We start from the raw sequence: 13243 nt of genomic DNA, 5'->3' as shown, positions 1-13243 counted from the left end.
ATAAGCACTTAAGTATAAAAATGGTTATTTTACAGCATGTGTCCGTTTGACTACAAGGAGGAAATAGAAACAATGTCAACAGTTCGTACGAAGGATTTACTGGATAATTTTAATTTAACATTAAAAGCAGGAAAAGATGGTTTGTTTAGAGAGATAACAACTGGAGATATTTCTAGACCTGGGATAGAAATGACAGGTTACTTCAAATACTATCCTAAGGAAAGACTTCAGTTAATAGGTAGAACAGAAATGGCATATTTCTTGGAATTAAATGATGAAGAAAAAGCCCATCGTGTTGACAAGTTATGTACAGATATTACTCCTGGGATAGTTGTCACAAGAAACATGGAAATCCCTCAAGTCTTGATGGATGCTGCTAATGAATCAGGCGTGCCAATTCTCCATTCAAAGCAAAAAACAACGCGAGTTATTAGTAGACTAACCAACTTTTTAGAGGCCAAATTTGCTCCATTCACAGCTATTCATGGCGTTTTAGTTGATGTCTATGGAGTAGGTGTATTAATTATGGGGCAAAGTGGCGTAGGGAAAAGTGAAACGGCTTTGGAACTTGTTAAAAGAGGACATCGGTTAGTTGCAGATGATAGTGTGGAGATAAGACAGGAAGATTATGATACCTTAATTGGAAATTCCCCTCCTTTAATTGAACATTTATTGGAAATACGAGGATTAGGAATTATTAATGTCATGACATTATTTGGAGCTGGATCAGTTCGAAACTTTAAAAAGATCTCTTTAATCATTAATTTGGAGAATTGGGATCAACATAAGCAATATGATCGCCTTGGTTTGGATGAAGACAAGATGAAGATTATGGATGTGGAATTACCAAAAGCAACGATACCTGTTCGCCCAGGAAGGAACCTCGCAGTTATTATCGAAGTTGCTGCGATGAATTTTCGTTTGAAACGCATGGGTGTTAATGCTGCTGAAGAGTTTTCAGAGCGATTAACGAGTATGATTGATCAAGAGACAGAGGATCACTTGTAAGGAGGATGAATGAATGAGCTGTTCAGCAGAACCGTTAGATAGAGTTTTTTTACAAATCGGTACTTTTCCAATTTATTGGTACGGAGTTATTATTGCTGCTGGAGCCTTTTTAGCGCTTTTATTAGCAAATCGTGAAGCCAGCCGTTTAGGGATGAAAAAAGATATCATGGTTGATTTAGTGGTTTTTGCGATCCCTATAGCCATTATTTCAGCGAGAATGTACTATGTTATTTTTGAATGGGATCAATATGCTGGTGGAAGCTGGACGGATGTTTTTGCTATTTGGGAAGGTGGCATTGCTATCCATGGTGCACTTATCGGTTCTGTTCTGACTGCTATTATATATGCACGAGTGAAGCGTGTATCTTTTTGGCAATTAGCTGATATTGCAGCGCCAAGTCTTATTTTAGGTCAAGCTATTGGACGCTGGGGTAATTTCATGAATCAAGAAGCTCATGGTGGACCTATTTCAGCATCTACATATGAAAGCTTCCATCAATATTTGCCTGATTTTATTATGAATCAAATGTGTATTGATGGCGTTATGTATCACCCAACATTTCTCTATGAATCTGTGTGGAATTTGCTGGTTTTTGCATTGTTGCTTTTGTTTAGAAGGTTTAACCCGCTTCGTGGCGAGTTGTTTTTAAGTTATGCCATCATGTATTCTGTAGGACGCTTCTTTATTGAAGATATGCGCACGGACAGTCTATATGTATTCGGTGAATTGCGTCAAGCGCAAGTCATCTCTGTTTTGATTATAGTGGTTGCGCTTGTGTTCATTATTTATCGTCGTAAAACTTTACACGTTCGCTATTTAGATATCATGAAACGACAATCGCAAACAAAGAAAACCAAATTAGTTGGAAAAAAGAAGAAGAAAAAGAAGAAGAAATAAGGTTAATTAGTAGCACGCACGTACTATGCCATAAATACGTTTGGTTTACTATAAAGTATACTAGCTAAATATGCGAGGAGGAAGAGAATGAAGGGGACAGCGCAAAGAGGATTAAAACAAGGGCTTTTAACGACATGGACATTAGGAAAAGTTATTTTCCCAATCACGCTAATTGTAACCATTTTACAATTTACACCCGTACTTCCATGGGTGATCAAACAGCTAACACCTATAATGGGGGTATTTGGGCTTTCCGGAGAAGCAGCTGTTCCATTAGTGCTAGGAAATGCATTAAATCTATATGCAGGTATAGCAGCTATTGTTTCTTTTGAATTTACGGTAAAAGAAGTTTTTATTATGGCTATAATGCTGTCATTTTCCCATAACTTATTTATTGAATCGGCAGTAGCGTCCAGGGTAGGAGTTAGTTGGTGGCTCATTTCTGGAATTCGTATAGGTTTAGCGCTATTTGCCGCAATTGTCATTAACCTTGTATGGGAAGGTGGTTCCGAACAAGCTGTTTACGGTTTTATTTCCAGTTCAACCCCTGCTTTAAATGGCTGGGGGGAAATTGTTTTACACGGTTTACAGACAGCAGCTATTGCGATAGTTCAATTAGCACTTATTGTTATTCCGCTTATGATTGTAATGCAATTTTTGCGCGAAATGGGTTGGCTAACAAAACTTTCCAAAGGCTTTGGTCCATTTACAAAAGCACTTGGAATGAAAGAAAATACTTCGATGACGATGGTAGCAGGGCTAACGATTGGTTTAGCTTATGGTGCTGGAGTTATGATACAGGCTGTGAAAGAAGATGGAGTCGAGAGAAAGGATATGATACTTGCGCTGATCTTTCTTGTATCTTGTCATGCTGTTGTAGAAGATACGCTCGTCTTTATTCCGCTAGGTATACCAGTTTGGCCGCTATTAATCATTCGTTTAGTAACAGCGATTGTATTAACGATGACAATAGCTTATATTTGGAATAAACTAGATAAAAATAAAAGGAAGGAACCGACAACAAATGAGCATTCGTACAATACTTTTTGATTTAGATGGGACATTAATAGATACAAATGAGTTAATTATCGCCTCGTTTTTCCATACATTTAAGCAATATAATCTACAATTTACGCGAGAAGAAATTATTGAGTTTAATGGTCCTCCTTTAGTAGATACGTTTAAGGCAATCGATTCAGAAAAGGCAGACAGCATGGTGCAAACGTATCGAAGCCATAATATGAAAGAACATGATAATTATGTTAAGGTATTTCCTTATGTTATAGAAACATTGGAGCAGCTAAAACGAAACGGATTCAAATTAGGGGTTGTTACAACTAAAATGCGATCAGGTGTGGAAAAAGGGTTATCTACTACAAAGTTAACAGCTTATTTTGATACTGTGATTACATTAGATGATGTCAAGAACCCAAAACCACACGCAGAACCAGTATATAAAGCGATGGAAGAGTTAACTGCAGAACAACCTTCAACATTGATGATCGGCGATAACGCACACGATATAGAGGCTGGGAAAAATGCAGGTGTGCAAACAGCTGGAGTAGCATGGTCTTTTAAAGGAAAAGAACGTTTATTACAATATGAACCAACATTTATGCTAGAGGATATGCGTGATCTTTTAAACCTTACAGGAGTGTAAAACATGCGAAGAACAAAGCGTTACCCTGTGCAACATACAAATTCCTTATGGCAAATGTATAAGACAGTGTCATTTTGGAAAATCATGAGGAATTTTATCATCATTCAGCTAGCCAGATATACGCCTTTTTTACCTGTGAAAAACTGGCTTTATCGTACATGCTTATCGATGAAAATTGGTAAACAAACTGCTTTTGCGCTTATGGTTATGCCAGATATAATGTTTCCTGAAAAGATTACGGTAGGAAAAAATAGTGTCATTGGCTATAATACGACGATCTTAGCTCATGAATATTTAATTACAGAGTATCGGCTTGGAGAGGTTAGGATCGGTGATGAAGTCATGATAGGAGCGAACACGACTATTTTGCCGGGAGTTCATATTGGTGATAGGGCGATTGTTTCAGCTGGTACATTAATTCACAAAGATGTGCCTGAAGGAGCATTTGTTGGGGGAAATCCAATGCAAATAATCCATACAAAAAAAGAAAGGGAGGAAAAACATAATTCAAATGAAGGCAGGTGAAAGATTTGCACGTTCCGACTGGTATATTGCCGGCTATACGTAAGATGAAGGACTTTGATAAAGCATTAGAAACAGGATACCCGACCATTGTTATTTTAGAAACGCGTTTAGCACAAATTAAGAGTCTCGTTGCGCACACTAAAAAATCAAATAAAAATATTTTAATTCACTTCGATTTAATTCAAGGTTTAAAGTCGGATGATTACGGAATGGAATATGTACTTAGGGAAATCAAACCAGATGGTATTTTATCAACAAGAGCAAATGTTATTCGCATGGCTAAAAAACATGGCTTACTGGCTATTCAACGGGTGTTTCTATTGGACAGTTTAGCGCTGGAGCAAAATTTAAAGCAGATTGAAAATGCCAAGCCGGATTGTATTGAAGTATTACCAGGTCTAATCCCTACCATGATTCAATCGATAAATGAACAAACAAAGCTGCCAGTTATTGCTGGGGGACTCATTAAAACAAGTGATCAAGTAAGACAAGCGCTAGAGGCTGGAGCTGTAGGAGTCTCAACATCTAATACAGATCTTTGGTAATAGGGTAAAAGGAAATCATTGTTGACTGCCTACATATATGTTATACTTTAAGTAAGTTAATAGATGGACGGAGATATGGAGAAGCCGCAAAGCAACTAATATATATTATATTAGTTTGTTTTGTGGCTTTCTTTTTTTACACTTGGTTTATCGTATACATCTAGCCAAGTTTTTCTAAACGCAGCATTGATGAATAATAATCGTTTATCTTTTATGTGTAAATATATTTCCGTTCCATTTTATACATGCGTATCCTGTAAATGGGGTATGGATATATAGAAACAATAGTCGAATATTTAGGGAGTGATGGAGAATGCATACTTTTTCAAGCTTTCAACGTGAGGATAACTTAAAACATATGGAAAGTAAGCAACTGGATTTATTGGTCATTGGTGGGGGGATTACTGGGTCCGGTATTGCTTTAGACGCTACAATGCGAGGGATGAAAACAGGGCTAGTGGAGATGCAAGATTTTGCAGCAGGAACTTCTAGTCGTTCAACAAAACTTGTCCATGGCGGGCTTCGTTACTTAAAGCAAATGGAAGTTAAAATGGTAGCAGAAGTAGGACGGGAAAGAGCTATTGTGTATGAAAATGGCCCACATGTAACAACGCCAGAATGGATGATGTTGCCGTTTTATAAAGGAGGCACATTTGGACCAGTTACGACAAATATTGGTTTGCGCGTATACGATTTGCTAGCTGGTGTAAAAAAATCAGAACGGCGAAAAATGTTAAATATGGAAGAAGCTTTGGCAAAGGAACCGTTGATTAAACAAGATGGCTTGAAAGGAGCCGGTTATTACGTAGAGTATAAGACGGATGATGCCCGATTAACGATGGAAGTATTGAAAAAAGCTGTACAAAAAGGGGCACATGCAGCTAACTATGCTAAAGTGATTGACTTTATATATGATAAAAATAAACAAATAACAGGTGCTATTATTGAAGATCAAATTAAAGGAAAACGCTATCAAGTGCATGCAAAAAAAATGATTAATGCCGGTGGACCATGGGTGGATGAATTAAGAGAGATAGACGGATCAAAACAAGGGAAAGCGCTACATTTAACAAAAGGGGTTCATCTTGTATTCTCAAAAAAAGTTTTCCCATTACAACAAGCTATTTATTTTGATAGCCCAGATGGTCGCATGATTTTTGCGATACCTCGTGAAAATGTAACCTATGTCGGTACAACAGATACGAGTTACAAAGGGGATATTGCGAATCCGGCAACGACAGTTTCTGATCGGGACTATATTTTGAATGCTATTAACTATATGTTCCCGTCATTAAATATTACTGCCGACCATGTAGAATCGAGCTGGGCTGGTTTACGCCCATTGATTGCTGAAGAAGGGAAAGACAATCCAGGAGAAATATCACGTAAAGACGAAATATTTGTTTCTGATTCTGGGCTGATTTCAATGGCTGGGGGGAAATTAACCGGCTACCGTAAGATGGCCGAAGATGTCGTGGATAAAGTTACACAGCAGTTAAAAGAAGAAGAAGGTATTTTATATTCTAAATCTGATACAGTACATCTCCCAATCTCAGGTGGAGAAGTTGGTGGCTCGCAAGGGTTTGCCAAATTTGTTGTTCGTAAGACAGAGGAAGCAGTAGCAGAAGGGATAGATGATTCGACAGCTAAACGATTAATTTACAGGTATGGATCGAATTTTGATAAAATCTTGGAATTTTACCGTGATAGACAGCAAGAAGCAAGTGCTGAAGGGATCGAACGTTGTCTTTTTGCAGAACTAGTATATGCGCTAGAGTATGAGGCAGCGTATAAGCCTGTAGACTTCTTTATTCGACGAACTGGGGCATTATTTTTTGAAATAGAATGGGTAAAGGCACATAAAGACAAAGTTATTTCATATATGGCTAAGGTATTACAATGGACGAATGAGGAAGTAGAGAAGTATACAGATGAATTAAATATAGCGATGGAAGAGGCTACTCATCCAGTAGTAAATAATTAAAGCAAAAACGGGCATCTATTGGGAGATGCCCGTTTTGTTGAAAAAAGCTTAAGAATATTCCGTCCACGTAGGATTGCCTCATGCTTTACTCTTATTCGAATCTATATCAACGTGCTACTAAATATGGTATAATTAAATTTGTATGTCTACAAATTAGGGGGATATTTATTATGCAGCAAGTTACGAATAAAACGAAAGGAAAACAAAATAACGTTCTCCCTTTTATCCCTGAAGGTGATTTTTATTTTACAAAAGGTATAGAAGCTTTCCAAAAAAGAAAATTTGATAGTGCTGTCAAGTGGGTAAAAAAGGCAATTGATCACAAGCCTGATGAAACTTTGTATCAATGTCAATTATCTATTATATATACGGAAATTGGCGCTTACCATGCTGCTAATGACCTTTTAATGAATGTACTAAAGGTTTCTGAGAATGTCGATTGTTACTATTTAATAGCGAACAATTTCGCTCATTTAGGATTATTAAATGATGCAAAAAAGTACGCTCATCTCTATATAGAAAAAGATCCGAATGGGGACTTTAAAGAAGAAGTTCTCCATTTATTAGAACTACTTGAAATTGAAGAAGACCTAGAGGATGAAGAGTTGGAAGAAGAGGATGAACTTCTTATCTATCAGGAAACGGTTTTTTACCATATGGAGCATCATGAGTGGGAAAAGGCGATGCATATTTTAGAGGAAATGCTTATCTTGTTTCCAAATCAACCAAATATAAAGCATGAGTACGCAGAAACGCTCTTTTTTTTAGGCCATGAACAGCGAGCGGTTAATATGGAGCTTGAAGAAATGGAATCAAATCCAATTTCACTATATGGATGCAATAATTTAGCTATATTTAATTATTATTTAGGTCATATGGAAGCATATAATTTCTATATCGAGCCATTACTAAAAGTATATCCAATTCACGAGCAACAAAAATTACGTATTGCAGTAACATTAGCCCGAACAGGGCAGTATGTAGCTGCTGTAGATAGATTTAAAATGCTAAAAAAAGACAAATTGAATGGGCATCTATCTTATTTTCGCTTTTATGCATTAGCTGCATACCATATAGGAGACCATGAAAAAGCCATGTCTATTTGGAGGGAAGGGTGTAAAAAACATCCTGAATTGAAAAACGAAAATACACCTTGGCATGAGGGTTGAAGCGCCTTGAGCAGAATAATAGACGAAAGTTGTTTTGTTTATTAAGCTAAGTATGGCTGAATTATTTATAAGAAAAGAGGCGAATACAATGTCTGATATTAAAATGTATGATGTAATCATTGCAGGAGCAGGCCCAGCCGGAATGACTGCGGCTGTCTATGCCTCTCGAGCTAATCTAGAGACATTAATGATTGAACGTGGAATACCAGGTGGCCAGATGGCGAATACAGAGGATGTTGAAAACTATCCAGGTTATGATCATATTTTAGGACCAGATTTATCAAATAAAATGTTTGAGCATGCGAAAAAGTTCGGCGCTGCGTATGCGTATGGTGATATTAAAGAAGTAATTGATCATGGAGCGTACAAAACGATTGTTGCTGGACAAAAAGAATACCATACGCGAGCACTTATTATAACTACTGGTGCACAATATAAAAAACTAGGCATCCCTGGGGAAGAAGAGCTTAGCGGTCGAGGGGTTTCTTATTGTGCTGTTTGTGATGGAGCGTTTTTCAAAGATAAAAACCTTGTTGTTATTGGCGGGGGAGACTCTGCTGTGGAAGAAGGCATTTATTTAACGCGATTCGCTAACAAAGTAACCATTATTCACCGCCGTGATGAATTACGTGCCCAACGTATTTTGCAAGATCGCGCTTTTGACAATGATAAAATCGACTTTATTTGGGATACTGTCGTAGAAAAAATAAACGAAGGCGCCGGGAAAGTAGGAAGTGTTACTTTAAAGAACAATAACACTGGTGAAACCTATGATCATGAAATCGATGGTGTATTTGTTTATATCGGTATGGTACCTTTAAGTGAACCTTTTACATCGTTGGGTATTACCAATGAGGAAGGGTATATTCCAACAAATGAAAATATGGAAACAAAAATTCCTGGTATATTTGCTGCTGGTGATATTCGCGAAAAAACGTTACGTCAAATTGTTACAGCGACTGGTGATGGAAGTATTGCAGCTGAACAGGCCATTAAATATGTGGAAGATTTAATGGAAGAGTTAAAAGCAACACATTCGTAATTAGAGGTTTCTTTTAAGAAAAATTTACGATGAGTCATTGCTTTTTAATCGCGCTGTAATATAAGCGCAATATTCATGGGTTATAATAAAAATAACTAATTGACCCCCTTTTAATAGATAGATTAGTTAATGGACACAGATCACGTATCTGTGTTTTTTTCTGTTTTTAGACGCAAAGTATAATAAAAACGACAGTGATTTTTCCAAAATACTCGGGTGATAGACAAGTTTTTGCTAAAAGAAGAAAGACGAAGATACTGAAGCAAAAACTCTGTTTTCCTCTCTCGTTAGTAGCGCTCCATTAGTATATGTTTCCATCCCCATATCGTAGTGCTTGTCATTCTCTTGCTGTTAGGAAGTTTCATTTTCAACATAAAACTAGTATAATTAGAAAGGGAAAGAAAGTTTGTTTTTTAGTTTCTGTTCATTTAGAGGTGATAGGAATGCAACAAGTAGCAAATTGCATATTATTAAAACAAGACCACATTTTATTATTAAAAAAACCGAAGCATGGCTGGTATGCAATGCCTGGTGGAAAGATGGAATCTGGTGAAACGATAAAAGAAGCCGTTATTAGAGAATATAAAGAAGAAACCAATTTGACAATTCAAAATCCGCGTTTAGCTGGGGTATTTACATTCACTGTTTTACAAGATGATCAACAAACGAAAGAATGGATGATGTATACATTTACTTGTCAAGACTACAGCGGTAAACTGGCAGACTTTTGTAGAGAAGGAGAGCTACAATGGGTTCCCGTGAATCAAGTGTTACAGTTGCCGATGGCTGAAGGTGACCGGTTAATTTATAGGCATATTTTTGAAAATAAACATGTTGTATCAGGAGCTTTTACTTATACACCTAAAGATGATTTGATTACCTATCGAATAGATGGTTCCTCCGATATGAAGTAATTTTTTAATGTCATTCTGCAAGGAAGCCAATGAAAGAGGGAGATAATGAATATGAGTGAAAATCTTGAAACAAAATTAGTAATTATTACAGGAATGTCAGGTGCCGGTAAAACAGTTGCAGTGCAAAGCTTTGAAGATTTAGGGTACTATTGCGTTGACAATCTTCCTCCTACATTATTGCCAAAATTTATTGAACTCATGAGAGATTCTACAAACAATATACAGCGGGTAGCTATTGTCATGGATTTACGTGCTAGAGAATTTTTTGATTCCTTGTTTGAAGCTTTAGATACTTTAGCAGATGAAGAATGGTTAGATGAACATGTTCTATTCTTAGATGCAAAAGATGAAAAGCTTGTCAGTAGGTATAAAGAAACGAGGCGTTCACATCCGCTGGCGGTTGGAGGTTTACCGCTTAATGGAATCCGGCAAGAACGAGAAATATTGGATGAACTAAGAGGAAGAGCACAAAGAATTATTGACACGACGAATTTAAAGCCGAGAGAGCTTCGTGAAAAGATTGTTCAAAAGTATTCAGAAGAAGATCAAGAAGTATTTTCTGTGCACATGGTTTCATTTGGTTTCAAATATGGTTTACCAATTGACGCCGATCTTGTATTCGATGTTCGTTTTTTGCCGAATCCTCATTATGTAACAAATTTACAACCATTAACAGGTTTAAATAAAGATGTATCTTCTTATGTATTTCGATGGACAGATACACAAAAATTTATCGTAAAAGTACTTGATTTATTGCAATTCATGTTACCACAATATAAAAAAGAAGGAAAGTCACAATTGGTTGTTGCCATTGGTTGTACTGGTGGGCAGCATCGCTCCGTCGCACTGGCTGAACATTTCGCTAAAGAATTGCATAAAGACTATATTACACACGTCACGCATCGTGATATTGATAAAAGAAAGGGACAATAATATGACTGAGGAGAAACGTCCGAATGTAGTAGTTGTTGGAGGGGGAACGGGGATGCCTGTCCTACTCCGAGGTCTGAAGGATTTACCTATTCATTTAACAGCATTAGTTACTGTAGCCGATGATGGAGGAAGTACGGGAAGGTTACGTAATGAAATGGCAATTCCTGCTCCAGGGGATATTCGTAACGTGATTGCAGCTTTATCTGATGCTGAACCGATGTTAATTGAATTATTTCAGCATCGTTTTGATGTTTGTAATGGCTTATCTGGTCATTCACTTGGAAATTTACTCCTAGCAGCAATGAGTTCGATTACGGGGAATTTTAATATGGGGATTAGAGAAATCTCTCGCGTCCTAAATGTAAAAGGAAAAATATATCCGATCTCAAATGATAACATGTCGCTCCATGCTGAAATGGAGGACGGGACAATCGTGTCTGGGGAGTCGAAAATTCCTTTATCTAACAAAAGAATAAAACGTGTTTTTTTAAGCCCGCAGCCTGTTGAACCATTACCGAATGCAGTACGTGCTCTAAATAATGCCGATTTAATCGTTATTGCACCTGGTAGCTTGTATACAAGTATCATGCCGACCATCATTATGCCACAAATAGCAGAAGCAATAAAAAATGCAAAATGCCAAGTGGTATATGTTTGTAATGTCATGACGCAAGAGGGCGAAACTACTGGTTATACAGCTGCTGACCACGTGCAAGCTATTTGTGATCATATTGGAGAAGCGAGTGTTGATGCGATTGTCGTACATAATGAACCCATTGAAAAAACGATACGAGAGATGTATGCAGAAGAAAACGCTTCTCCCGTGGTATATGATATAGAGCGTTTAATAGGTATGGGCCTGCAAATTATAGAGGGAGATATTATTGATCCGACACAGCCTACTTTAAGGCATGATAATCATAAAATTGCATCATTGCTACATTCGCTTTTGAACAAATGAATATTGTAGATAAAAAAGGTGTCACGTCAATTTTGTATTTGAAGAACTAGTGTAATAGGAGCAAGAAAGGAAATAGCTTTCACAGAAAAATTTATTTTAAAAACGAAACAATGTAATCTGTAGCCGTGATGGCCGCCATTAATAGCACCTACTATTGATCTGTAGAAGGGAGGGATAAGTATGTCCTTTGCTTCCGAAATAAAAAAAGAATTAACAGCAATCGAAGTAGATGATTGCTGTAAATATGCGGAATTAGCTGCATTAGTTCGAATGAATGGGGCAATTTCAATATCAAAGCAAAAATATACTTTGGATATACAGACGGAAAATGCTGCTATAGCGAGAAGGATTTATTCTTTAATTAAAGCAACTTATGATACAAGAGTGGAATTATTAGTAAGAAAGAAAATGAAATTGAAAAAAAATAATGTATATATTGTTCGTTTGAATGAAGGTGTAAGACCAATTTTAGTAGATCTCCATATTTTGCAAGAACCAATGACGTTTAATCGGGTTATTTCTGATCATCTTATTCATAAGTCTTGTTGTAAGAGAGCTTATTTGCGTGGAGCATTTCTTGCTGGTGGGTCAGTGAACAATCCAGAGACGTCTTCTTACCATCTGGAAATTTTTAATATTTATGAGGAACATAATAATTCATTTTGTGATTTGCTTAACCAATTTGAATTACATGCTCGTAAATTAGAACGAAAAAACGGGTATATAGTTTATATAAAAGAAGCAGAAAAAATTTCAGAATTCTTAAGTATAATTGGTGCTTATAATGCTCTATTTAAATTTGAAGATGTGCGTATTGTTCGAGATATGCGCAATTCGGTTAACCGTATTGTTAACTGTGAAACAGCAAACTTAAATAAAACAATTGGAGCAGCTTTTCGCCAAATTGAAAACATACAGTTCATTGATCGTACAGTTGGTTTGGAGCAGTTACCAGAAAAGCTCAAGGAAATTGCTGTTCTCCGTGTAAAACACCAAGAAGTTTCCTTGAAAGAATTAGGTGAATTAGTAGAAAGTGGTAAGATATCTAAATCAGGTGTAAATCATCGTTTGAAGAAAATCGATGACTTCGCCGAAAAAATTAGAAATGGCGAGTTTGTACCTTAACCTTTGCTTACAAAATGTACCATGATATAATGGTTGTAAATTATAAATATTTTGCATAGATAAGATAACATGGAGAGGGGTTCCTCTCTTCCATGTTGTAGTAATAGTTTGCATAAAGTAAAAGCAATATGGGAAGGCTTTTAGGTTGATGCTAGCGATATCAGAGGAGAATGATAACGCTTACTGTAGAGGGAGAGAGGATGATCTAATTGGTTGAACGGATAATTAAAGTAAATCTTTCTACTGGTCTACAAGCTAGACCAGCAGCAGAATTTGTTCAAGAAGCAAATCGTTTTCATGCTCATGTTTTTATTGAAAAAAATGGGAAAAAAGTGAACGCAAAAAGCATTATGGGATTAATGAGCATAGCTATAGTTGCTGGAGAAGAGATTACACTTATTGCTGACGGAACAGATGAAGAACAGGCTATTGAAAGGTTAACAAAGTTTGTTTCTGAAACATAGAAAGCCACCCAAAAA

Annotated in this window: 14 protein-coding genes; all 14 read left to right on the top strand. The window is 36.7% G+C overall.

Features of this window, described 5'->3' with window-relative positions:
* The first annotated feature begins 72 nt into the window (after positions 1 to 72).
* On the top strand, positions 73 to 1008 hold the full coding sequence (hprK, locus tag B2C77_RS14725; RefSeq protein ID WP_073007563.1) for an HPr(Ser) kinase/phosphatase: 936 nt from the start codon (positions 73 to 75) through the stop codon (positions 1006 to 1008).
* A 13-nt stretch (positions 1009 to 1021) separates the two neighbouring features.
* On the top strand, positions 1022 to 1906 hold the full coding sequence (lgt, locus tag B2C77_RS14720; protein ID WP_077705286.1) for a prolipoprotein diacylglyceryl transferase: 885 nt from the start codon (positions 1022 to 1024) through the stop codon (positions 1904 to 1906).
* A gap of 87 nt (positions 1907 to 1993) precedes the next feature.
* Positions 1994 to 2956, top strand: coding sequence for a nucleoside recognition domain-containing protein (locus tag B2C77_RS14715; RefSeq protein WP_077705283.1), 963 nt, complete (start codon positions 1994 to 1996; stop codon positions 2954 to 2956).
* Positions 2931 to 3566 (top strand): pyrophosphatase PpaX, encoded by a 636-nt coding sequence (gene ppaX, locus B2C77_RS14710; protein WP_077705281.1) that lies wholly within the window; start codon positions 2931 to 2933, stop codon positions 3564 to 3566. The genes B2C77_RS14715 and ppaX overlap by 26 nt, the downstream gene beginning before the upstream one ends.
* Before the next feature lie 3 nt (positions 3567 to 3569).
* The gene (locus B2C77_RS14705; RefSeq protein ID WP_077705280.1) at positions 3570 to 4091 is read left to right on the top strand and encodes an acyltransferase; all 522 of its coding nucleotides are present in this window, start codon (positions 3570 to 3572) and stop codon (positions 4089 to 4091) included.
* Between the two features lie 5 nt (positions 4092 to 4096).
* Positions 4097 to 4636 carry a glycerol-3-phosphate responsive antiterminator gene (locus B2C77_RS14700; RefSeq protein ID WP_073007849.1) on the top strand — a complete coding sequence of 180 codons (540 nt, stop codon included), beginning with the start codon at positions 4097 to 4099 and terminating at the stop codon, positions 4634 to 4636.
* 313 nt (positions 4637 to 4949) lie between these two features.
* Entirely contained in the window at positions 4950 to 6620 is a 1671-nt protein-coding gene (locus tag B2C77_RS14695) for a glycerol-3-phosphate dehydrogenase/oxidase (RefSeq protein WP_077705278.1), read from the top strand.
* 170 nt (positions 6621 to 6790) lie between these two features.
* Entirely contained in the window at positions 6791 to 7789 is a 999-nt protein-coding gene (locus B2C77_RS14690; RefSeq protein ID WP_077705276.1) for a tetratricopeptide repeat protein, read from the top strand.
* A 52-nt stretch (positions 7790 to 7841) separates the two neighbouring features.
* Positions 7842 to 8831, top strand: coding sequence for a thioredoxin-disulfide reductase (trxB, locus tag B2C77_RS14685; RefSeq protein WP_141130737.1), 990 nt, complete (start codon positions 7842 to 7844; stop codon positions 8829 to 8831).
* Between the two features lie 443 nt (positions 8832 to 9274).
* Positions 9275 to 9745 carry an NUDIX hydrolase gene (locus tag B2C77_RS14680; RefSeq protein ID WP_077705270.1) on the top strand — a complete coding sequence of 157 codons (471 nt, stop codon included), beginning with the start codon at positions 9275 to 9277 and terminating at the stop codon, positions 9743 to 9745.
* 51 nt (positions 9746 to 9796) lie between these two features.
* Positions 9797 to 10678 carry an RNase adapter RapZ gene (rapZ, locus tag B2C77_RS14675; RefSeq protein ID WP_077706928.1) on the top strand — a complete coding sequence of 294 codons (882 nt, stop codon included), beginning with the start codon at positions 9797 to 9799 and terminating at the stop codon, positions 10676 to 10678.
* A 1-nt stretch (position 10679) separates the two neighbouring features.
* Positions 10680 to 11639: a gluconeogenesis factor YvcK family protein gene (locus B2C77_RS14670; RefSeq protein WP_073007542.1), complete on the top strand. Its 960-nt coding sequence runs from the start codon at positions 10680 to 10682 to the stop codon at positions 11637 to 11639.
* 180 nt (positions 11640 to 11819) lie between these two features.
* Complete coding sequence (whiA, locus tag B2C77_RS14665; RefSeq protein WP_077705267.1) at positions 11820 to 12764, top strand: DNA-binding protein WhiA; 945 nt, start codon at positions 11820 to 11822, stop codon at positions 12762 to 12764.
* 209 nt (positions 12765 to 12973) lie between these two features.
* Positions 12974 to 13228, top strand: coding sequence for an HPr family phosphocarrier protein (locus B2C77_RS14660; protein ID WP_073007535.1), 255 nt, complete (start codon positions 12974 to 12976; stop codon positions 13226 to 13228).
* The last annotated feature ends 15 nt before the right edge of the window (positions 13229 to 13243 follow it).

Origin of the sequence: Virgibacillus dokdonensis (assembly GCF_900166595.1) — a bacterium.
GTDB classification, from domain to species: domain Bacteria; phylum Bacillota; class Bacilli; order Bacillales; family Amphibacillaceae; genus Virgibacillus; species Virgibacillus dokdonensis.
The sequence above is the reverse complement of the archived record's forward strand: the minus strand, read 5'-3'. Positions and strand labels throughout refer to the sequence as shown.

Coding starts and splice junctions, on each gene's coding strand:
- B2C77_RS14670 (WP_073007542.1), top strand. CDS start 10,680: ATGACTGAGGAGAAACGTCCGAATGTAGTAGTTGTTGGAGGGGGAACG.
- trxB (WP_141130737.1), top strand. CDS start 7,842: ATGGCTGAATTATTTATAAGAAAAGAGGCGAATACAATGTCTGATATT.
- B2C77_RS14695 (WP_077705278.1), top strand. CDS start 4,950: ATGCATACTTTTTCAAGCTTTCAACGTGAGGATAACTTAAAACATATG.
- B2C77_RS14705 (WP_077705280.1), top strand. CDS start 3,570: ATGCGAAGAACAAAGCGTTACCCTGTGCAACATACAAATTCCTTATGG.
- B2C77_RS14690 (WP_077705276.1), top strand. CDS start 6,791: ATGCAGCAAGTTACGAATAAAACGAAAGGAAAACAAAATAACGTTCTC.
- B2C77_RS14680 (WP_077705270.1), top strand. CDS start 9,275: ATGCAACAAGTAGCAAATTGCATATTATTAAAACAAGACCACATTTTA.
- ppaX (WP_077705281.1), top strand. CDS start 2,931: ATGAGCATTCGTACAATACTTTTTGATTTAGATGGGACATTAATAGAT.
- lgt (WP_077705286.1), top strand. CDS start 1,022: ATGAGCTGTTCAGCAGAACCGTTAGATAGAGTTTTTTTACAAATCGGT.
- rapZ (WP_077706928.1), top strand. CDS start 9,797: ATGAGTGAAAATCTTGAAACAAAATTAGTAATTATTACAGGAATGTCA.
- hprK (WP_073007563.1), top strand. CDS start 73: ATGTCAACAGTTCGTACGAAGGATTTACTGGATAATTTTAATTTAACA.
- whiA (WP_077705267.1), top strand. CDS start 11,820: ATGTCCTTTGCTTCCGAAATAAAAAAAGAATTAACAGCAATCGAAGTA.
- B2C77_RS14715 (WP_077705283.1), top strand. CDS start 1,994: ATGAAGGGGACAGCGCAAAGAGGATTAAAACAAGGGCTTTTAACGACA.